The sequence below is a fragment of the Sutterella wadsworthensis 2_1_59BFAA genome (assembly GCF_000297775.1).
Classification (GTDB): domain Bacteria; phylum Pseudomonadota; class Gammaproteobacteria; order Burkholderiales; family Burkholderiaceae_F; genus Sutterella; species Sutterella wadsworthensis_A.
The window spans coordinates 31,080-51,026 of sequence record NZ_JH815519.1 but is presented as its reverse complement, the minus strand read 5'-3'; the positions used below and the strand labels follow the sequence as shown (position 1 = coordinate 51,026).

15 protein-coding genes are annotated in these 19,947 nt (G+C 63.3%); 8 read left to right on the top strand and 7 right to left on the bottom strand.

Annotated elements, in window-relative coordinates:
• The first annotated feature begins 223 nt into the window (after nt 1-223).
• Nucleotides 224-4,153 carry a phosphoribosylformylglycinamidine synthase gene (purL, locus tag HMPREF9465_RS09390; protein ID WP_005436328.1) on the top strand — a complete coding sequence of 1,310 codons (3,930 nt, stop codon included), beginning with the start codon at nt 224-226 and terminating at the stop codon, nt 4,151-4,153.
• A gap of 164 nt (nt 4,154-4,317) precedes the next feature.
• On the opposite strand, the gene HMPREF9465_RS09385 is transcribed toward purL, so the two are convergent.
• From HMPREF9465_RS09385 to HMPREF9465_RS09365, 5 genes are all read right to left on the bottom strand, one after another.
• Nucleotides 4,318-4,809 carry a CreA family protein gene (locus tag HMPREF9465_RS09385; protein WP_005436326.1) on the bottom strand — a complete coding sequence of 164 codons (492 nt, stop codon included), beginning with the start codon at nt 4,807-4,809 and terminating at the stop codon, nt 4,318-4,320.
• A gap of 78 nt (nt 4,810-4,887) precedes the next feature.
• Nucleotides 4,888-5,610, bottom strand: coding sequence for an oxygen-insensitive NADPH nitroreductase (gene nfsA, locus HMPREF9465_RS09380; protein WP_005436324.1), 723 nt, complete (start codon nt 5,608-5,610; stop codon nt 4,888-4,890).
• Between the two features lie 196 nt (nt 5,611-5,806).
• Nucleotides 5,807-6,130, bottom strand: a complete 324-nt coding sequence (locus tag HMPREF9465_RS09375; RefSeq protein ID WP_005436322.1) for a cytochrome c3 family protein — start codon at nt 6,128-6,130, stop codon at nt 5,807-5,809.
• Nucleotides 6,131-6,147: 17 nt separating this feature from the next.
• The gene (locus HMPREF9465_RS09370) at nt 6,148-7,641 is read right to left on the bottom strand and encodes an FAD-dependent oxidoreductase (protein ID WP_005436321.1); all 1,494 of its coding nucleotides are present in this window, start codon (nt 7,639-7,641) and stop codon (nt 6,148-6,150) included.
• A 207-nt stretch (nt 7,642-7,848) separates the two neighbouring features.
• Nucleotides 7,849-10,233: an aconitate hydratase gene (locus HMPREF9465_RS09365; protein WP_005436320.1), complete on the bottom strand. Its 2,385-nt coding sequence runs from the start codon at nt 10,231-10,233 to the stop codon at nt 7,849-7,851.
• A 373-nt stretch (nt 10,234-10,606) separates the two neighbouring features.
• Between HMPREF9465_RS09365 and HMPREF9465_RS09360 the strand changes: the two genes are divergently transcribed.
• From HMPREF9465_RS09360 to HMPREF9465_RS09335, 6 genes are all read left to right on the top strand, one after another.
• Nucleotides 10,607-12,523, top strand: coding sequence for a sensor histidine kinase (locus HMPREF9465_RS09360; RefSeq protein ID WP_196793884.1), 1,917 nt, complete (start codon nt 10,607-10,609; stop codon nt 12,521-12,523).
• 17 nt (nt 12,524-12,540) lie between these two features.
• On the top strand, nt 12,541-13,137 hold the full coding sequence (locus HMPREF9465_RS09355) for a response regulator transcription factor (protein ID WP_005436318.1): 597 nt from the start codon (nt 12,541-12,543) through the stop codon (nt 13,135-13,137).
• Nucleotides 13,138-13,313: 176 nt separating this feature from the next.
• Nucleotides 13,314-14,927, top strand: coding sequence for a hypothetical protein (locus HMPREF9465_RS09350; RefSeq protein WP_005436317.1), 1,614 nt, complete (start codon nt 13,314-13,316; stop codon nt 14,925-14,927).
• Nucleotides 14,928-14,943: 16 nt separating this feature from the next.
• Nucleotides 14,944-15,609: a CpXC domain-containing protein gene (locus tag HMPREF9465_RS09345; RefSeq protein ID WP_005436316.1), complete on the top strand. Its 666-nt coding sequence runs from the start codon at nt 14,944-14,946 to the stop codon at nt 15,607-15,609.
• A gap of 100 nt (nt 15,610-15,709) precedes the next feature.
• Complete coding sequence (locus HMPREF9465_RS09340) at nt 15,710-16,636, top strand: prephenate dehydrogenase (RefSeq protein WP_005436308.1); 927 nt, start codon at nt 15,710-15,712, stop codon at nt 16,634-16,636.
• A gap of 116 nt (nt 16,637-16,752) precedes the next feature.
• Nucleotides 16,753-17,196: a hypothetical protein gene (locus tag HMPREF9465_RS09335; RefSeq protein WP_005436307.1), complete on the top strand. Its 444-nt coding sequence runs from the start codon at nt 16,753-16,755 to the stop codon at nt 17,194-17,196.
• A gap of 105 nt (nt 17,197-17,301) precedes the next feature.
• Here the strand turns inward: HMPREF9465_RS09335 and HMPREF9465_RS12510 are convergent, their stop codons facing one another.
• On the bottom strand, nt 17,302-17,784 hold the full coding sequence (locus tag HMPREF9465_RS12510) for a YbjN domain-containing protein (RefSeq protein WP_081579481.1): 483 nt from the start codon (nt 17,782-17,784) through the stop codon (nt 17,302-17,304).
• 327 nt (nt 17,785-18,111) lie between these two features.
• Here HMPREF9465_RS12510 and HMPREF9465_RS09325 point away from each other — a divergent pair, with 327 nt between their 5' ends.
• Nucleotides 18,112-19,449, top strand: coding sequence for an amidohydrolase (locus tag HMPREF9465_RS09325; protein WP_005436305.1), 1,338 nt, complete (start codon nt 18,112-18,114; stop codon nt 19,447-19,449).
• Between the two features lie 306 nt (nt 19,450-19,755).
• Here the strand turns inward: HMPREF9465_RS09325 and HMPREF9465_RS13285 are convergent.
• A partial coding sequence (locus HMPREF9465_RS13285) for an ISL3 family transposase (protein ID WP_005433367.1) occupies nt 19,756-19,947 on the bottom strand: 192 nt, incomplete at its 5' end.

Genomic DNA, 19,947 nt, shown 5'->3' with positions numbered 1-19,947 from the left:
CCCGAGCATTCGGCCGTCCTGCTCCCATGCGGAGTCGGGGCGGTCTTTTTCTTTGATGCGGAAAAAAAACGAAGGTTTGCATGGGAATGGTCAGAATCGGCGCCGGAGCAGGGTTTGAGGAAGGCAAAACCCTCTATAATGGCGACAACCTTTTTTCTTTTATTTTCCACCCCGTCACGGCCGTCGGAAAATCCGGGGCCTGCTGACGATTCAGAGGAAACTTATGTCGACCTGCAACGGTATGGTTTTTGAACTCAACGGCGCCCGCGCGCTCTCGGACTTCCGCGCCGCGCGCGTGCTCGCGGCCCTGCAGCGCGTCTCTTCCAACATCGAAGCGGTCTCGGGCCGCTTCGTGCATTTCGTGCATGCCTCCCGCGAGCTCACGAAGGCCGAAGAGGAACGCCTCGCTTCGCTTCTCACCTACGGCGACGCCGCCGAGGACGTCCGCGCCGACCTGGCCTTCATGGTGGTGCCGCGTCTTGGCACGATCTCGCCCTGGGCCTCGAAGGCCACGGACATCGTGAAGAACTGCGGCATCGAAGGCGTCCTGCGCGTCGAGCGCGGCACGGTCTACAGCCTCGCCCTCAAGGCTCCCCTCACGGAAGAGGAGGCCGCTCAGGCCGCCGGCGTGCTTCATGACCGCATGACCGAATCCGTCGTCGCCCGCGACTTCCCGGCCGAAAACCTCTTCGTCGAGCTCGAAGGCCGTCCGATGGCGATCGTCGCCCTCGTCGAGGAAGGTCGTCCCGCCCTTGAGCGCGCCAACGTCGAGATGGGCCTTGCGCTCTCTCCCGACGAGATCGACTACCTCACCGACGCCTTCACGAAGATCGGCCGCAACCCGACCGACGTCGAGCTGATGATGTTCGCGCAGGCCAACTCCGAGCACTGCCGCCACAAGATCTTCAACGCCCGCTGGACGGTCGACGGTGAAGAGCGCGAGGAAACGCTCTTCGGCATGATCCGCCGCACGCACAAGATGGCCCCGCAGGGTACGATCACGGCCTACGCCGACAACGCCGCCATCTTCGAAGGCGCCGAAGTCACGCGCCTCTATCCGCGTCCGGGCTCCGGCAATGAATTCGGCCGCGTCTTCGAGCGCAAGGACGAAATGACCCACACGGTCTTCAAGGTCGAGACCCACAACCACCCGACTGCCATTTCTCCGTTCCCCGGCGCCTCCACGGGCTCCGGCGGCGAAATCCGCGACGAAGGTGCGACGGGCCGCGGTGCTCGTCCGAAGGCCGGCCTGTGCGGCTTCACGACCTCGAACCTCAACCTGCCGGAACTTCCGCAGGGTTTTGAAAACGACTCCGACACGGTGACGGGTGAAAAGACGGATGCCAAGTACGGCGCTCCGTCCCGCATCGCCACGCCGCTCTCGATCATGACGGAAGGCCCGCTCGGCGGCGCCGCCTTCAACAACGAGTTCGGCCGTCCGAACATCCTCGGCTACTTCCGCACGTTCGAAGCCAACATCGGCGGCACGCGCTACGGCTACCACAAGCCGATCATGCTCGCCGGCGGCATCGGCAACATCCGCGACGACCAGACGAAGAAGGACGTGCCGCCCGCCGGCAGCCTCCTGATCGTCCTCGGCGGCCCCGGCATGCGCATCGGCCTCGGCGGCGGCGCCGCCTCGTCCATGACGACGGGCTCCAACTCCGAAGCCCTCGACTTCGACTCCGTGCAGCGCGGCAACCCCGAAATGGAACGCCGTGCCCAGGAAGTCATCGACCGCTGCTGGTCCATGGGCGACGAAAATCCGATCATCGCCATTCACGACGTCGGCGCGGGCGGCCTCTCCAACGCCATGCCCGAGCTTGCCGACCTTTCCGGCAAGGGCGCCACGTTCGACCTCTCCAAGGTTCCGGTCGAAGAGTCCGGCATGAGCCCGCTCGAAATCTGGTGCAACGAATCTCAGGAACGCTACGTCATCGCGCTTGACGCCGCCAAGATCGACATCTTCCGCGACTTCTGCGAACGCGAGCGCTGCCCGTTCGCCATCCTCGGTACGATCACCGAGGAGGCCGACCTCAAGCTCACGCGTCCCGAAGAGACCCCGGCCGTCGACATGCCGATGGAAGTTCTCCTCGGCAAGGCCCCGCGCATGCACCGCGACGTCGCCCACGTCGAAACGAAGCTTTCCGCCTTCAAGAGCGAAGGGCTCGATCTCGCAAAGGCTGTCACGGACGTCCTGCGTCACCCGACCGTCGGTTCCAAGTCCTTCCTCATCACCATCGGCGACCGCTCCGTGGGCGGCCTCGTCTCCCGCGACCAGATGGTCGGCCCCTGGCAGGTGCCCGTCGCCGACTGCGGCGTGACCACGCTCGGCTTTGAAACGAACCGCGGCGAAGCCATGTCGATGGGCGAACGCACCCCGATCGCCGTGATCGATGCCGCTGCTGCGAGCCGCATGGCCGTGGGCGAAGCGCTCACCAACATCGCCGCCGCCGACGTGAAGCTCCCCGAAGTCAAGCTCTCCCTCAACTGGATGGCTGCCTGCGGCGCCAAGGGCGAGGACGCCAAGCTCTTTGACGCCGTCAAGGGCGCGAGCGACTTCTGCGTTGCGCTCGGCATCTCCGTGCCCGTGGGCAAGGACTCGCTCTCCATGCGCACCGCCTGGGAGGACAACGGCGAGAAGAAGTCCGTGACGAGCCCCGTCTCGCTCATCGCCTCCGCCGCCGCTCCCGTCGGCGACGTGACGCTCACGCTCACGCCCGAACTCAGGAAGATCCCGTCGGTGCTCGTGCTTGCGGACCTCGGCTGCGGCCGCGCCCGCATGGGCGGCTCCATCCTCGCCCAGGTTGCCCAGCGCTTCGGCGACACGGCGCCCGACTGCGAGGATCCCGCCATGCTCGCCCGCTTCATGGGCGCGCTGCGCACGCTCGTCAATGAAGGCGCCGTCGTGGCCTACCACGACCGTGCCGACGGCGGTCTCGCCGCCACGGCCTCTGAAATGATGTTCGCCTCCCGCCTCGGTGTGAAGCTCGACCTGACGTCCCTCACGAAGGACGCCGACGTCTTCGCCGCTCTCTTCAACGAAGAGCTCGGCGGCCTGATGCAGGTGCCGGCCGAGAAGGCCGCCCGCGTGGCCGAAGTGATGCGCGAAGCCGGTCTTGCCTCCGTCTGCCACTTCGTGGGTGAAGTCGTCGACGACGATGCGCTCACGATCAGCGCCAACGGTGCCGAACTCGCCCGACTCGACCGTGCTGACCTCCAGAAGGCCTGGACGGAAGTCTCCTGGCAGATCGCCCGCGGCCGCGACAATCCCGCCTGCGCCGACAGCGAGTTCGCCCGCATCGAGCGCAAGGAGGACACCGGCCTCTTCGCAAAGATGACCTTCGACGTCAATGAAGACGTCGCCGCTCCGATGATCCTCACGGGCGTGCGTCCGAAGATCGCCATCCTGCGCGAACAGGGCGTCAACTCCCAGACGGAAATGGCCGCTGCGTTCACGCGCGCCGGCTTCGACGCCTATGACGTTCACATGACGGACCTCCTCACGGGCCGCGCCGACCTCGCCGAGTTCACGGGCCTTGCCTGCTGCGGCGGCTTCTCCTACGGCGACGTGCTCGGCGCTGGCGGCGGCTGGGCCAAGACCATCCTTCACAACGACCGCATGGTCGAAATGTTCCGCACGTTCTTCAACCGCGAGGACACCTTCGGTCTGGGCATCTGCAACGGCTGCCAGATGATGAGCCATCTGCGCGACCTGATCCCGGGCGCCTCGCACTGGCCGGAATTCGTGCGCAACACGTCCGAGCAGTTCGAGGCTCGTCTCGTGAACGTCGAGGTTCTCGAGAGCCCGTCGATCTTCTTCGCGGGCATGGCCGGCAGCGTGATGCCCGTCGTGAACTCCCACGGCGAAGGTCGCGTGCAGTTCCTGCGTCCGGAGGACGCCGCGCTCGTGAAGGCCGCCGCCCGCTTCGTTGATCCGTGCGGCAATCCGACCGAGGTCTATCCGTACAACCCGAACGGCTCCAAGGGCGGTCTCACGTCCGTGACGACCGAAGACGGCCGTTTCACGATCATGATGCCGCATCCGGAGCGCTCCCACCGCGCCCAGCAGCTCTCCTGGCACCCGGCCGAATGGACGGACGCCTCGGGCTGGATGCGCATGTTCCGCAACGCCCGCAAGTGGGTCGGCTAAGAAGCCGGCTCCGCTCCCGACGGAGGGCCTTCGGGCCCTCCTGATGGAGGACGACGGAAAGAGATGGGGCCCCGATTCGGGGCCCTTTTCACAGGGTGACGCTCAAATGTGAAAACGCCCTGCAGGTCTTCGTGTCCTGCAGGGCGTTCGCGTTTCAAGAGAAATTACATCGACTTCGCAGGGACCGGCGGGCGGTTTTCCCAGGCGGCGGTTCCCCAGAGCGGGATCGTCGAGAGGCTGTGCTTGAAGCTGCCCGTCGTCTCCTTGGTGGAGTAGGAGATGTAGAGGAGCGTCTGCGTCTCGGCGTCGTAGATGCGGCGGATCTTCATCGTCTTGAGCAGAATGCTCTTCGACTTCGTGAAGACCACTTCGCCCGACTTCGTGCGGTCGATCGAGGCGATCATCTCGGGCGTGATTTCGCCCGTCTGGCGGCAGGAGACGGAGCTGTCGGACGGGTCCGCAAGCGAGAGGTTGGCCTCAATGCTTGCGACATGGCAGGTGACGCCCGGAACCTTCGGATCCTGGAAGGTGTTGATCTTGATGTCCTTGAGCGTGAACAAGCCGAGTGAGACGTCGCCCACTTCGTCGCCGCCCGAGCAGCCGGCGAGAGCGAGAACGGAGGCGGCAGCGAAGGCCGCGAGAAGCTTGGTCTTCATGCGTGTGGTCCTTGTCGGATTTGGTTTACGGTGTCGTCATTATATATGGCGGGCGGGCGTCGTCCTGTCCTGGGCGTACTACTTCAGCGCGAAGCCCTGCGTCTGCAGATAATCGAGCAGGAACCTGCGGCGCTCGCGGGCGATGACGGGATGGATAGAGTCGCGGAAGGTCGCCTCGCGGGCATTGCTTCCGCGTCCAGCGTAGTAGGCTCGCATCGTTGCGTCATAAGCGTCAAGTTCGGCTGGCGCGGGTTCTTCGTAGCCGTTTTCCATGAAGGTGATGGTGGCGGGCAGCCGCGGCTTGACGGGATTGCGCACGGCGGGATGCCCGAAGGCGATGCCGACGACGGGAAAGACGTTCTGCGGCAGGCGCAGAAGCGCAGAAACCTCTGTGATGCCGTTCCTGATCCCTCCGATGAAGCAGCCGCCGAGCCCGAGGGATTCAAGCGCCGTGAAGGCGTTCTGGGCCATGATGCCCGTGTCAAGGCAGCCGACGAGGAACTGCTCGATCCAGCCGAGGTCGGCCTCGGGGCAGAGCAGCTGAAGGCGGTGGTAGTCGGCGCAGAAGACCCAGAATTCAGGTGCGGCTGCGACATGGGCCTGACCGCCCGAGAGCTCCGCGATCCTAGCTCGAAGTGCTGGATCGGTGACGCGGATGATGCTTGTCACTTGCAGTGCGCAGGATGTGGACGCGGCGCGCGCCGCATCGAGGATCTGCGTGCGCAGTTCGGCCGTGACGGGCTCGTTGGTGAAGGCGCGCACGGAGCTGTGCGCGAGCTGGGTTCGGATCGTGTCGTTCATTATGAACTCCTTAAGGGTGATGCATCGAGTCTAGCCTTCTTGCCCGTGCGGGAGTACCGCCGTTCACGAATCTGAACGAAAAAAGCCCGCGGCCTCAAGGGACGCGGGCGAAGGACCGCCTTGCGGTCGGTCTGGTTTCCCGGACGCACCCCACACGGCGCGTCCGAAGGAAGAACCCTGATGGTTCAAGAGGAGATCATTTCGTCTTGAGCGTGAAGTTGTGGCAGCTGTTGCACATCAGCTCGGGCTGCTTGGAAGGCTTGTCGGCCTTGTGGCATTCGACGCAGTTGACGGCGCCGAGGTGCGACTTGTGCGGGTTGGGCTCGAAGTTCTTCGTCTTTTCGGCGAGGGCGTCGTAGCTCTGGTGGCACTGGAGGCACTGGCCCTTCGTGGCCCAGCCGGTTTCGGCGGGAAGCTGGCCGCCGTGGACTTCGGCGAGGGTCTTTTCAGCAGCGCAGGCGCCGAAGGCAAGGCCCAGACCGAGGGTGGCGACAAGCGCCATGGTGATGGATTTGGTCATGATTGATACTCCGGAAATTAGTTCTTCTGGGCCTTTGCGCGGGCGGCGATTTCGTTGCCGGCGATGCGGCCGAAGACCGTCGCGGCACCGAGCTGTGCGCCGCCTGCGTAGTTGTGGAAGAAGATGCCGCCAGCGGAGTTGCCCACCGCGTAGAGGCCCGGGATGCTCGTGCCGTCGAGGTTCTGGATTTCAGCCTTGACGTTAATGAGCGGGCCGCCGAAGGTGGCCGTCATGCCGCCCTGGAAGGGCACGGCGTAGAACGGAGCCTTGGCGACTTCGTGGGGCTTCTTGTAGGTGCAGGGCGGGTTCATTTCGCCGAGCTTGCCGGACTTGACGGCTTCGTTGTATTCCTTGATCGTCTTCACGACCTTTTCGACCGGGAGCTTGACCTGCTTGCAGAGATCTTCGATCGTGTCGGCCTTGCCGTACGGGCTGTTGAGGCGGTCGAACTTCGGAATGACCTTGTCGAGGACCGGACAGGTGCTGTCGACGATGACCCAGGCCATGTTGTCGAGCGTCATCTGACCGGTGGTGCGGGCCTTGATCACGTACGTGTTGTTTTCGTCCATGAAGCGAACGCCGGAGGTGTTGAACTGGACGCCGTAGCCGGAGTTGAGGACGTCGGCCGGGTTCACGTGCGTTGCGCCGATGATCGGGCCGGAGTGGAACTGGTCCATGTTCACGAACTTCGTGTAGAGCGGCATGCACAGCGAAATGTTTTCACCCGTCGTGGACTTGGAGCCGCGCAACACCATGCGGGTGGCCCAGCCGCCGATGTAGCGGTCGACCATTTCGGGGTTGGCCGAGAAGCCGCCTGTGGCGATGCAGACGCCGCCTCTGGCCATGAAGGTCCTGAAGCCTTCCGGTGTGGCGGCCTTGACGCCCTTCACGGCATAGAGGTCGTCGTGAATGAGCTCAACGGCCTTGTGCTGGTACTTCACTTCGATGCCGCGCTTGGCGCAGGCGGCGAGAAGCTTCTGCACGAGCTGGGCGCCACCGGTGAGGCCTTCGCCCATGACGCGGCAGGTGCGGCCCAGACGCGGATACGGCATCGGGCGGATCTTGCCGAACTTGACGCCGATGTCCTTTTCGAGCCAGTCGATGCCGGCGGAGATGTTATCCGTGTAGCAGCGGTTGAGGGCCTTGTCGCCCATCTGCTTGGAGACGTCCATCATCATGGCGTAGAAGTCGTCGGCCGTGTCCTTGATGCCCTGTTCGGCCTGGTGGCGCGTGCCCCAGCCGCAGATGGAGCCGAGGGCGAAGATGGCGTTGCCGTCGGGACGGTCGCGCTTTTCGAGCACGACGACCTTGGCGCCGGCGTCGTGGGCCGTGATGGCGGCGATCAGGCCGGCAGGACCTGCGCCGAGAACGACGGCGTCATAGGTCTGGGCGTTGGCGGCCTGTTTTGCCTGGGCCTGGGAGGAGAGGCCGAAGCCGGTGGCGCCGGCAGCGGCGGCACCGAGGAAGGAGGTCTTGAGAAGACCGCGGCGGCTCATATCGGTATGAGACATTGTTGATCTCCTGGGAATCCGGGTCGGGGATTCCGTCATTTAGGGGGAAGAATCTGTAGGGTGGGCGGGACTCCATCCGGTTTCTGTGGCTTTTGTGAGCCCCGCCCTGTTGTCGTCGAGGAGCTGTATGCATTGTCCTCTTGAGGCACCACTACGTAGTGCCGCATGAGGTCAACGAAACGTCACTTTCTGAAGCGTCTCTTAAGGTCAGGCCTTGAGAGCGTTCAGGGCGGAGCCGGCACGGAACCAGCTCAACTGCTTCTCGTTGTAGGAGTGCTTCGCCTCGAAGCGTTCCTTCGTGCCGTTTTCATGCGTGAGTTCGATGACGACGCGGCTGTTGGGCGCAAGGGTGTTCAGGTTGAGAACCGAGATGCGGTCCTTTTCCTGAATCTTGTCGTAGTCGGCCGGATTCACGAAGGTGAGTGCGAGGATGCCCTGCTTCTTGAGGTTGGACTCGTGGATGCGGGCGAGGCTCTTGGCGAGGACGACGCGGACGTTGAGATAGCGCGGTTCCATGGCGGCATGTTCGCGCGAGGAGCCTTCGCCGTAGTTGTCGTCGCCGACGATCACGCTGGCGATGTTGTTGTTGCGATAGTGGCGCGCAACCTTGGCGGGCGTGTCATAGGCGTTCGTGTCCGTATTCCAGACCTTGCCGGAGACTCCGTTGAAGGCGTTGACGGCGCGTTCGAGCAGGTTGTCCGAAATGCGGTCGATGTTGCCGCGGTACGGAAGCCACTTGCCGCCCGGGGAGATGTGGTCGGTCGTGCACTTGCCCTTGGCCTTGATGAGGAGCGGAAGGGCGGTGAAGTCCTGGCCGTCCCAGGCGGGGAACGGCTCGAGCAGGCGGATGCGTTCGGCCGTCGGGCTCACCTTGATCTCGATCTTCTCGAAGTCGGGAATGACGCAGCCCTTGATGTCGGAGACGAAGCCCTTGGCGGGGAGTTCCTGACCGACCGGGGCGGCGAGCTTCATGTTCGTACCCTTGGCGGTGCGGACCGTGCCCTCGAGCGGGTTGAACGTCAGGTCGCCGTTGATGGCCATGGCCATGACCATTTCAGGCGAGGCGAGGAAGGCGTTGGTGAGCGGGTTGCCGTCGTTGCGGCCGGCGAAGTTGCGGTTGAAGGACTCGATGATGGAGTTGGGCGTCTTGTCGCCCTTGAGGTTGCCGATCGTGCGCTTCCACTGGCCGATGCAGGGACCGCAGGCGGTGGCGAGGACGGTGGCGTGGAGTTTTTCGAAGACCTCGAGGACGCCGTCGCGCTTGAGCGTGTCGTAGATGCGGGTCGAGCCGGGAACGACCATCAGCGGGGTCTTGATCTCGACGCCGTTTTCGAGTGCCTGACGGGCAATGGAGGCGGCGCGGGTGATGTCCTCGTAGGAGGAGTTCGTGCAGGAGCCGATCAGGGCGACCTGAAGCTGCTGCGGATAGCCCTTGGCCTTGACCGTTTCGGCGACCTTCGAGATCGGCATGGCGGCGTCGGGCGAGAACGGACCGTTGATGTGCGGTTCGAGTTCGGAGAGGTTGATCTCGACGACGCGGTCGTAGTACTTGGCCGGGTCGGCATAGACTTCCTTGTCGGCGGCGAGGTCGACCTTGGAGGCGAGGTCGGCAACGGCCTGACGGCCCGTGGCGGCGAGGTAGCGGGCCATGGAGTCGTCGTAGGCGAAGACGGAGGTCGTGGCGCCCATTTCAGCACCCATGTTGCCGATCGTGGCCTTGCCGGAGGCGGAGAGCGTGGCGGCGCCTTCGCCGAAGAACTCGACGACGCAGTTCGTGGCGCCCTTGGTGCTGAGCATGCCGGTGAGCTTGAGGATCACGTCCTTGGCGGAGGCCCAGCCCTGAAGCTGGCCGGTGAGCTTGACGCCGATGATCTTCGGCATCTTGAGCTCCCATTCCATGCCCATGAGGGCGTCGACGAGGTCGGCACCGCCCACGCCGATTGCGAGCATGCCCATGCCGCAGGCCGTCGGGGTGTGGGAGTCGGTCACGAGCATCATGCAACCCGGGAAGTTGTAGTTTTCCATGAAGACCTGATGGCAGATGCCGGAGCCGGCGGGCCAGAAGTCAAAGCCGTAGCGGCGGGAGACGTCGCGCAGGAACTCGTACGTTTCGACGTTGCCCTTTTCGGCGACCTTGAGGTCGGGAATGGCGCCGACGTTGGCCTGAACGAGGTGGTCGCAGACGAGCGCTGCGGGCAGTGCGATGCGTTCCTTGCCCGAGGAGAGGAACTGAATGATGGCCATCGGGCCGCCGATGTCATGCGTGCCGGCGCGGTCCGGGCGAAGTTCGATGTAGTCGACTCCGCGCTTGAATTCACGCAGGCTTTCCGGATGGTAGAGGTGCGTGAAGAGGATCTTTTCCGTGAGCGTGAGCGGACGGTTGAGCGTGCCGCGCACGACGGCGAGCTTCTTTGGGTATTCGCGATAGAAGGCCTCGATCATGTCGAAGTTGCGGATCTTCGACGTGTCGGCGGCTCCTTCGGCGGCCATCACGACGGACGGAATTGCGGCCGTTGCCGCGGTGGCTGCTGCGCCGACGGCGGCCGTGCGAAGAAGCGCACGACGGCTGAGCGCAAAAGTCTTTTCCTGCATGGAAGGTTCTCCTGATTTGATGGACTGCAGGCGGGGTCTGGACGCCTGCGGTCGTGTGTTTCACGAGTTTCTCGTGTTTCGATGTGATGGCGAAATGATTGCGGTTCGATGACGCCGTCATTTCGACAGGAGGCATTTTTCATCTGCGTTACCCTTAGTGGTGGGCGTAAAAAGTCAAGGTTCTCGATTTTCTAAGGGTTTTTGCGAGGTGGGGTTTGCCCAGCGGCGGGCGTCCGATCTCAAAAGCCCGTATGATGAAGGAAAGTCTTCCTCTGAAGTCCCATCAGTCATGTCCGCCAAGAGTCATAAAAGTTTCGGATTGCATCTATTCAGATATTGTCAGGCAATCTTTGCCAAGGCTGGCATCGGTGCTTTGTCCGCTCTTCTTCTGGTGTCGTCGAACCTTCTTCCCTGCGTGGCGTCGGCGCAGACCGATGGCGGCTATCCCGTTGACGCGACGCTCATGCGAGTGCCCGCCCATAGATTCGCGACGCCTGCCGTCAATGTAAAAAGACCTGTGAGAGTAGCGATTGTGAAGTATGTGCGTCCGGCACCCAACGAGGAGATCGTGCCTGCGTCGGTAGCGGCGCTCAGGCAGTACTTTGGAGAAGATCGCGTTCGGGTGACGCATCTTTCGCTCACTGAGCTCGCTGACGCGATCAGGCGCGGCGAGGTGGATGTCTTTCTCTCGAGTGCGGGTTTTTACAGGCGGCTTGCGGATGAAGGCGTCAAGTCGCTCGTCTCGGCCGTTTCGCTCTCCTATCCCGATCCGAATCACGGCGACGGCACGGCGATCGTGACGGCCGCCGATCGCACGGACATCGAGACCCTGAAGGACGTTAAGGGCGGCGTGCTCGCCACCTCGACGCCCACGGCATTTACAGGACTGCTTGTACCCTATGGAGAAATGATGAAGCAGGGTTTCAAGGTGGACGGTTTTTTCAGCGAAACGCTTTATCTGGGTGACGACGACGCCATGGAGACGGCGCCGGGACATCTGCTTGACGGCACGGCCGACGTGGCGTTTTTGCGACTGTGTTTTCTTGAGGAGTGGCTCGAGCGTCATCCCGAGCATGCGGGCAAATTCAAGGTGATCAACAGAAAGGACGGTCCGGGCGAAGTCTGCGCCCGATCGACCGCGCTCTATCCGACCTGGACCGTGGCGACCACGAAGGTGACGGACCCGAGGGTGTCGAGGTCCGTGACGCAGGCGCTTCTCGCCCTGAAGCCCACGGGGTCCAACGGCATCTACTGGGGCGTTGCGACCGACTACAGTTCCGTCGACAAGCTTTTTCGCGACACGGGGACGGGCCCCTACGCCTATCTCAACACGTGGAGCCTCAAGCGCTTCATCGCCGAGTACTGGCACTGGCTCATGCTTGCGACCGTTCTTGTTGCGGGTCTGATTCTGCACAGCGTGCGGGTGACGCAGCTCGTGCACAAGAGGACGGCTGCCCTGAGACGGTCGCTTGCCGAGCTGCAGGTTCTCAAGGAGGAGGCCCAGGGGGCTGCGCAGCGAATTGAGCGCCTTGAGCGTGCGGGCGTGGTGGCGCAGCTCTCCGTCATCTTCGCGCACGAGATGAGGCAGCCGCTCGGTGCCATCTCGCTCTACAGCCTCGGTCTGAGAAGGATGCTCGGCAACGGTTCGACCGACACCGCCAGAATGACGGACGTCATCGACAGGCTGGACCGACAGACCGAACGCGCCAACGAGATCGTTGCGCGCGTGAGAAGCTACGCGAAGGCCGAGCAGCCCACCCGTGTCCTCGTGAGCCTGCGCGAACAGGTCGACAGGGCGGCGGCCGACCTCAAGACCACGGGACGCTACCGCACGGCGCTCAGGGTCGTCGTCACCGACGAGCCCGTCGTGACAGCCGATCCTCTCGAGATGGAGCTCGTTGCACTCAACCTCATGAAGAATGCGCTCGAGGCGTCCGACGCCGCGGGCGGCGCGGGCGAGGTCGTGGTGACGCTCTCCGAGGAGGACGAACGCGCGATCATCACTGTGGCCGACGACGGCGGCGGGACGCGCGAGACCGTCGAGCGCCTCAACAGGGGACTCGGCTCCACGAAGGCCGAAGGGCTCGGACTGGGGCTTTCGATCGTGCGCGGCATTCTCGAGGCCTACGGCGGCCGGCTCGCCTTCAGCACACGCCGTCAGGGCGGGCTTGTCGCCCGCGCGACCGTGCCCGTGAGGGAGGTCTCCGCAGAGCCGTCGCCTTTGGATGACGATTCCTTGGCGACAGGCGATAATGCTGTTCGAGACAACAGGGACGAGAAGGCCTCCTGAGGCCGGGAGACGCAAGCATGGCAAGACGACAGATCAGAACGCTCACGCCCACGGAACTCGCGCGGGTGCAGCAGGGAGCGCTCGTGCGCATTGTGGATGACGACGATTCGCTTCGCGACGCGCTTCGCTTCGTGCTCGAGACCGAGGGCTGGCGCGTGGCCGACTACAGGTCGGCGAACGATTTCTTCAGAGGGGACGCGCCTTCGGTGCCGGGCTGCGTCGTGATGGACGTGCGCATGCCCGGACTCACGGGCATCGAGGCGCAGGCCGTCATGAACGAGCGCGGCTTCAGCCTGCCCGTCATCTTTCTCACGGGGCATGGCGACATCGACATGGCCGTGATGGCGCTCCATGAAGGCGCAGCGGACTTCATCCAGAAGCCCGTCGACAACGAGCGGCTTCTGGCCGTCATCGCGTCCACGGCGTTCGAGAGCCTGAGCGGAGCGGGCGCGGTGCTCGACGGCGAGACGGCGAGGGCGCGCTGCGCGGAGCTCACGAACAGGGAGCGCGACATCGCGAGGCTCGTGGCCGAGGGGCTGACGAACAGGCTCATCGGCGAAAGACTCTCGATCGCCGTGCGCCTGACGGTCGGGAAAGGACGAGAGCAGACATAAGGCAGGCGCAACGAAGCTCCGCTAGACTCTGCGCACCATCAACATCACAGAAACAGCCGCAGGAAGCCTCCGAATTCATTCGGATGGAGGAACGCGGCAAACCTCTCTCTTCCAATCTATTTGTTGTCCCCGATGAAAGGCGTGTGTCTTTCCAGCCCCTGTGCTAAGGTACTTCCATGAGCACGAAATCCTTCATCATCAATCTACCGATCATCACCGGAGATCAAGACCGCCGTCGGCTGTGCAAGAGCTTCAGCTTCGGCTGCAACCTTCAGAACGCCGTCATGGGTGGTGGATGGGATCGTGTGTTGCAGATGCGTGCCACACCTGAGTGGCAGGCCACAAGGGCCATGCCGAAAGGCAGAGAAAGAACCAAGGCTTTCCGCGATCTTCGCGTGCGGTTCCGCTTGAGCGAGTACGACTTTCATGCCGACGTCGCCATGCACCGCAAGGCTTCGGGACGCGGCCACTTACTCGGCATCAACGAATGTCAAAAGCTCGCTTCGAGAGCGTGGATCTCGGTGGAACGCCACCTCTACAACGGCGGCTCTCCGAGGTTCATCAGCTCTCGACGCGGACTGCATTCGATCGAAGGGAAGACCAATCGCACCGGCATCATCTGGAAAGCAGATCAGCAGTGCGTAACCGTCTGCAAGCACGTGTACCGTGTACGCGTTGACAAGCGCGACGACTGGCTCACCCGAGCTTTGCAGGATCCGACGGATCCCACAAAGCCCAGAAAGGTGAAGTACTGTCGGATCGTGCGTGAAATGCGCAAGGGCAAGGAGCGCTTTCTCCTGCAACTTGTTGCCGAAGGAACAAGCCCCCTGAAGCACGCCTACGCCGGCAAGGATCTGCACATGGCCATTGATCCGGGACTCGGTTCGCTCACTTATGCGACTGAGGACGGAACAATTGCCAAAGTGCAGATTGCGCCGAGCGCGGACACGGATCGCCGTGCCATACGCCGAATCCAGCGTGCGATGGAGCGAAGCCGCCGTACGACGAATCCCGACAACTACGAAGCTGTTGACGTTGTTCGTCACGGCAAAAAGAAGAAGTCCTTCAAGGTGAAGTCCGGCAGGCTTCAATGGCGCTTCTCGAAGCGCTATGAAAGTCTGCGGGCAGAACTAGCGGAGATTTTTCGTCTTTCGGCCGCAACTCGCAAGCGCGAGCACGGCGAGGTCTGCAACTGGCTTCTCGGCCATGCAGGCCACATCATTGTGGAGGACAACAGTTATAAGGCGTTCCAGAGGGGACGGTTCGGCAAGACCATCGGGCGACATGCGCCGGCAGCGTTATACGCACAACTGACGAACAAGGCTGAAAGCGCCGGTTTGTTGGTGGAAGTCGTATCGCCAAAGAAGCTCAAGCCCACGCAGCACAATCTGCTGACGGGGCAATTTGTCAAGCACGAACTTTGGGAGCGCCGCGTGCGACTGGGTGAAGATGATGACGAACGCTGGATCGACCGCGATGCAGCTGCTTGTCTGAACCTGTTGTACGCCGATATTGAAAATCAAACCTACGCCCCGGAACGGATCCGTGAGGCCGTTCTAGCCGGAGTAACAGCCTGGCTTGACGCCGGTGTCGTAGTCATTCAAGCCCGAGAAGGGATCACCGAGCGCGAGTTCGGGAGGTTCCGACGGCGGGGGATTCCGTCCCTTACCGTACAAGGGCTGCGTCAGCAAGGATTTCGTGGTCGGAGTGACAGCAAATCGGGGGCAACCCCGAGGCGAAAAGCCTCGACTGTATCGAAACCCTCCCACTTCAGTGGCGAGGTTGTTTAGTCTAAGGAGTTGCGCCGTGGCCGACCATCACGACGAGGAAGCCGCATGTCCGAAGTGCGGCGGCACGATCACCTTCACGCTCTGGGAGAATCTCGTCGCAGAGAAATATCCCGAAGCGGCGGAAAAGCTCATGAGGGGCGAGCTCTTCGCCTATGAATGCCCGCACTGCCATGCGACGGGCAACGGCTACTATCCGCTTCGCTTCACCGACATGACCGCAAAGGTCATGGTCGACTATCCCGCCACGACCGACCTGCGCGTCGCGGGCGAGATGGTGAACGAATTCAGGGAGAAGCAGAAGCTCTTTGCCGAGACGGGCTTCCCGCTTGACTACGACTACCGCGTCGTGATCGACCCGAACGCCCTCGTCGAAAAGGCCCAGATCTTCGCGGCCGGTCTCGACGACCGCGTGATCGAGGTCGTCAAGTGCTTCATGACCGACGCCTTCCTTGCGGAAAACCGCTTCTACCGCAAGGTGCAGCTGCGCTTCCTCAAGGGCTCGCCCGAACACTCCTTCTACGTGCTCGGCACCGAAGGGGAAGTGCTCACCCGCATTCTCCTCGACATGGATTACTACGCGATGGTGAGGGACGTGATGAAGCTCGACGAAATCGACGAGGCCGTCGTCAACGAGGCCTGGGCCGACGACTACATTCGCAGTCACATCGACGACTTTCAGTAAAGGCTGGGAGCATGAGGTCAATGCCTTATGGCGCAGACCCGTGTCGTAACCTATGATTGCCTGACGCATTCCTGACACGCATCAACGGACGGACGCACCCATGCGCATCACCATCATCGGACTCGGACTCATTGGCGGCTCGGCCGCGCTCGCCTGGAAGCAGGCGCATGCCGAGGGTCGCTTTCCAGGCGGATCGCTCTCGATCACGGCGGTCGACACGAATCCCGCGACGCTCTCGCTCGCCCTTGAACGGGGGATCGCTGACCGCGTGACGCCCTCGATCGCCGAAGGCGTGCTCGACGCCGACCTGGTGCTTCTTGCGGTCCCCGTGCTGGCCATGGGCGCCGTCATGAAGGAGGTCGACCGCGCCGCGCCCGTCGACGCCGTCATTACGGACGCAGGCAGCGTGCGCGGCAGCGTGATCACGGCCGTGCGCATGAACGCGCGCCCCGAGCGCATCCGTCACTACGTGCCCCTTCATCCGATTGCGGGCGCCGAAAAGGCGGGGCTCGAGTTTGCGACGCCGACCCTCTACAGGGGTGCGACAGGCGTCGTGACGCCGCTGCCTGAATCAGACCTTGAGGACGTGGCCCTCGTCGTCGACCTCTGGCGTGCGGCGGGCCTCACGGTCGTCGAGATGACGCCCGAGGAGCATGACCGCATCTACGCGATGGTCTCCCACGTGCCCCACATGATCGCCTTCGCGCTCATGGACATGGCCGTCTCGTCCCCCGAGAGCCGGACGGCACTTGCCGCCGCAGGCGGGGGATTTCGCGACACGACCCGCATCGCGGCCGCCGACGCGCGCATGTGGGCCGACATCACGAGGGCGAACCGCACGGCCATCCTCGACGGCATCAGCCGCTTTGAGGCCGCCCTCACGCATCTCAAGGGGCTTGTGGCCGCCGACGACTACGAGGGCTACAGGACCTATTTCGAACGCACGGCCGAGGCGCGCAGAGAGATCAACTCGAGCCTGCCGCCCGTTCAGGCGGGCAAGTCGGGCGGGGATGCAGGAAAGGACTGAGGTCCTGAGCGCAAATTCAGAGCCGTTCGCGCCTGTACGCGTACAATTCATGCACAGCGCACCAAGCGTGCGCTTTGGCCTGCCAAGTACAGAGACAGAGAGAAAGGAGGGAAGAGATGAGCAACCGTCTGCCGCGAGCGCTGCTTGCCGACATTGCCGCCGTGATCGGCTCGGGGGACCATGCGTCCGCCCTGATGATGCTGGGCGACGAGTCGGGACCCGAGGCTTCGGCCGCCGTCTCCTCCTACCGCGCCCAGTGCGCTGCGGCCCTCGGGGACTTCGATGCTGCCGAACGCCATCTGCGCGTTGCGCTTGACCTCGTCGAGCGCCGCATGGCCGCCTTGCCGGCCGACGAGGCCGCGCGCGAGCGCCTTGCCGCCGCCCTCACGATCCTGCCGCCCGCCGATGCGCCTGTGACGCCGACCCTCGAGGTCATCTCGCCCGAGCTTACCGCCGTGCGCCTTCGCCGCATGCTCGCAGCAGTCTTCATGAAGGCGGGACGCGAACTTGACGCCGAGATGGAGCTCGCGCTCCTGCCCGTCGAGGCAAGAAGCCTCTGATGAACTGAAGCGGCCTGTTGAAGAGGCCTGAAAAACTAAAAAGGGACGGATTGCGGAAAAACCGCACCGTCCCTTTGTCATGTCTGAGAACCGCTCGCTAGAGCATCAATTGCGTTCCGCTTCGCGCACGGCCTCGGAGGGTGTCTTCCTGCCCTTGACGACGTCGTCGAGCGCATTGCCGTAGTCCTCGAGCACCGAGAGCGCGCCGCGCACGAGTTCCGTCATGGCGCCGCGGGTCGGCAGGGGTACGCCCGTCAGGCAGAAGGTCGTCTTGAAGCAGACGACGCCCGTGTCGAGGTCCATTTCGAAGTTGCCGAGCTTGAGGCCGCAGTTGGCGCGCGTGACGAACTCCATCACGCGGCGGCGGTCTTCTTCGGCGACCTTGAATGGCGCATAGGCGTGGCAGAGCACCACGTCCTCGAGAAGATGGATGTAGAGCGGGGTCTGGCTGATGCGGCAGTCAAGGTCGAACCCTGCGTCAAGCGTGCCGGTGCCGGCGTCGAACCCGTAGGTCCAGCCTTCATGATCGAAGGCGAGCTTGAGAACGGTGGCGACTTCGGGCAGATAGGCCATGATGGACTCCTTCATTCAGTGGGTATGCGACGAAAGAGTGTAGCAGGGCGATCCTTCTCTGATGCACGGTTTCTCATTGGGAGTTTCTCGTAGTTCTACGCAGAATGCTGTTTGAGGGCGACGGAAAGAGACGGGGCGGCAAGGAAAACGACTCAGCTTCTAGGTGAAATGTCTTAGTAGACCATCCGTATTTTTGCGGGTACACTACCTCCTGTGCGGTATGCCGGCGTCCGCAGAGCGGACGGCCAACCCCAAATTCAGATGCGGATTGCGTAGTAATACGCAGGAGAAGCCGCAGACAACATATCGGCATGCCTCAGACCAAAGCATCAGGACACTGACATGCAACCCACTTACGATCAGACGGATCCGACGTCCCCCGCCGGCTCCATTCCGCACTGGATCGACCCCGTCAGGGAGGCCGACCTGGTGGCTCGCAGGCGCACGGTCCACAGGACGCCCGAAACGGGCTGGGCCGAATTCATCGCGACCGCCCGCGCTGCCGAATTCTTCACGTCGCTCGGCTTCAAGGTCATGGTCGGGCGCGAGTTCATCGACCCCATCTACGTGCGCGGCCGCTCCGACACCGAGGTGAGCGAGTCCGAGCGCCTTGCGAAGGCCGCGGGCGTCTCGCCCGTCCTGCTGCAGCGCATGGGCGGCCTCACGGGGCTGTGCGCGACGTTCGACACGGGCCGTCCGGGCAAGACCCTTGCGTTCCGCGTTGAGCTCGACGCCCTCAAGATGGACGAACCCGCCGATCCTGACCACATTCCCTACAAGGAGGGCTTCGCCTCCGAGCGTCCCGGCCTCATGCACGCCTGCGGCCATGACGGCCATCAGGCCGTCGCCTTCGAGCTCGGCCGCTTCATTGTGGCGAACAGGGACCGTCTGACGGGCCGCATCCGCTTCATCTTCCAACCGGGCGAAGAGGGCTCCCGCGGCGCTTATCCGATCGTGCAGTCGGGCCTTCTCGACGATGTGGACACGCTGTTGTGCGCCCACATCGCGACCGACCTTCAGGCGGGCACTGTTGTGGCCGCTCCCGAGAAGTTCCTCTGCACCACGAAGATCGACCTTCACTTCGAGGGCATGCAGGCCCACGCGGGCATGCAGCCCCAGCTCGGCCGCAATGCGCTTCTGGCCGCTGCAGACGCCGCGCTCATCCTCATGGCCCTGCCGCGCCACTCCGACGGCATGACCCGCGTCAACGTCGGCACGCTCCATGCGGGCGAGGGCCGCAACGTGATCGCGGCCCATGCGGACATGGAGGTCGAGGTCCGAGGCGAGAACGAGGCGATCAACCGCGAGCTCGCCCGCGAGGCCGTCACGCGCGCCCAGGGCTGCGCCATGGCCTTCGGCGTCAAGATGAGCCACAAGATCATGGGCGAGGCCGTCGACTTCGTGCCCGACGACGGCATCGTGCAGATGATCACCGTCTGCGCCCGCCGCGCGCGCTACGTGCGCGAGGTCCGTCCCTCGGTGCCACTCAACGGCTCCGACGACGCCACCCTGATGATTCGCCGCGTGCAGAGCCAGGGCGGCCGCGCAGGCTACTTCCTCGTGGGCGCGGGCCTTGAGGCCTCGCACGAGCATGCCGCCGTCGACTTCGACGAGCGCTACCTCGTCACGCTCTACGACATCTTCGCGAACCTCGTGATCGGTCTTTCGGGCAACTGGTAGCCCGAAGCCCGACCTCGGCCCTCTCATCCCGGAAAACCGGCCCCGCCTTGCGGCGGGCGCCGGTTTTCTGCTTTCCGGCGTGCAGGATTCGTGCGTTCTTTGCTTTTCGTTCATGAGGCCGCAGGGGCGGACTTCGCCTGGCTTCAATGCCCGGAAAAAGTGCTTCCGGAGGCTGTTTGTGGTGCCGAAACAACACTGGGAGTAGAGGAGACACCTTATGACTTATGAGAGACAGTTAGGTCGAGGCGCCTGAAGGACGCGCGATGCGTCGCGTTTGACGCGTTAATGCGACAGTAAAAATTTGGTTCATCTCGGAAGTCCGTGGAACGCGGCCTTGACTTTTAAGAAAAAGTACAGATCGTCTCGGAAGCCATAAGCTCGTCGCTTAATTTGCTTGATTTTATTGTTGACACCTTCAAGTACAGAGGTGTTGATCTTAAAGTCCGCGGCTGCAATGATGCCCTGCACATAGCCCCTGAGGTTCTTGCCGAAATCTAC

Coding starts and splice junctions, on each gene's coding strand:
- purL (WP_005436328.1), top strand. CDS start 224: ATGTCGACCTGCAACGGTATGGTTTTTGAACTCAACGGCGCCCGCGCG.
- HMPREF9465_RS09385 (WP_005436326.1), bottom strand. CDS start 4,809: ATGAAGACCAAGCTTCTCGCGGCCTTCGCTGCCGCCTCCGTTCTCGCT.
- nfsA (WP_005436324.1), bottom strand. CDS start 5,610: ATGAACGACACGATCCGAACCCAGCTCGCGCACAGCTCCGTGCGCGCC.
- HMPREF9465_RS09375 (WP_005436322.1), bottom strand. CDS start 6,130: ATGACCAAATCCATCACCATGGCGCTTGTCGCCACCCTCGGTCTGGGC.
- HMPREF9465_RS09370 (WP_005436321.1), bottom strand. CDS start 7,641: ATGTCTCATACCGATATGAGCCGCCGCGGTCTTCTCAAGACCTCCTTC.
- HMPREF9465_RS09365 (WP_005436320.1), bottom strand. CDS start 10,233: ATGCAGGAAAAGACTTTTGCGCTCAGCCGTCGTGCGCTTCTTCGCACG.
- HMPREF9465_RS09355 (WP_005436318.1), top strand. CDS start 12,541: ATGGCAAGACGACAGATCAGAACGCTCACGCCCACGGAACTCGCGCGG.
- HMPREF9465_RS09350 (WP_005436317.1), top strand. CDS start 13,314: ATGAGCACGAAATCCTTCATCATCAATCTACCGATCATCACCGGAGAT.
- HMPREF9465_RS09340 (WP_005436308.1), top strand. CDS start 15,710: ATGCGCATCACCATCATCGGACTCGGACTCATTGGCGGCTCGGCCGCG.
- HMPREF9465_RS09335 (WP_005436307.1), top strand. CDS start 16,753: ATGAGCAACCGTCTGCCGCGAGCGCTGCTTGCCGACATTGCCGCCGTG.
- HMPREF9465_RS12510 (WP_081579481.1), bottom strand. CDS start 17,784: ATGAAGGAGTCCATCATGGCCTATCTGCCCGAAGTCGCCACCGTTCTC.
- HMPREF9465_RS09325 (WP_005436305.1), top strand. CDS start 18,112: ATGCAACCCACTTACGATCAGACGGATCCGACGTCCCCCGCCGGCTCC.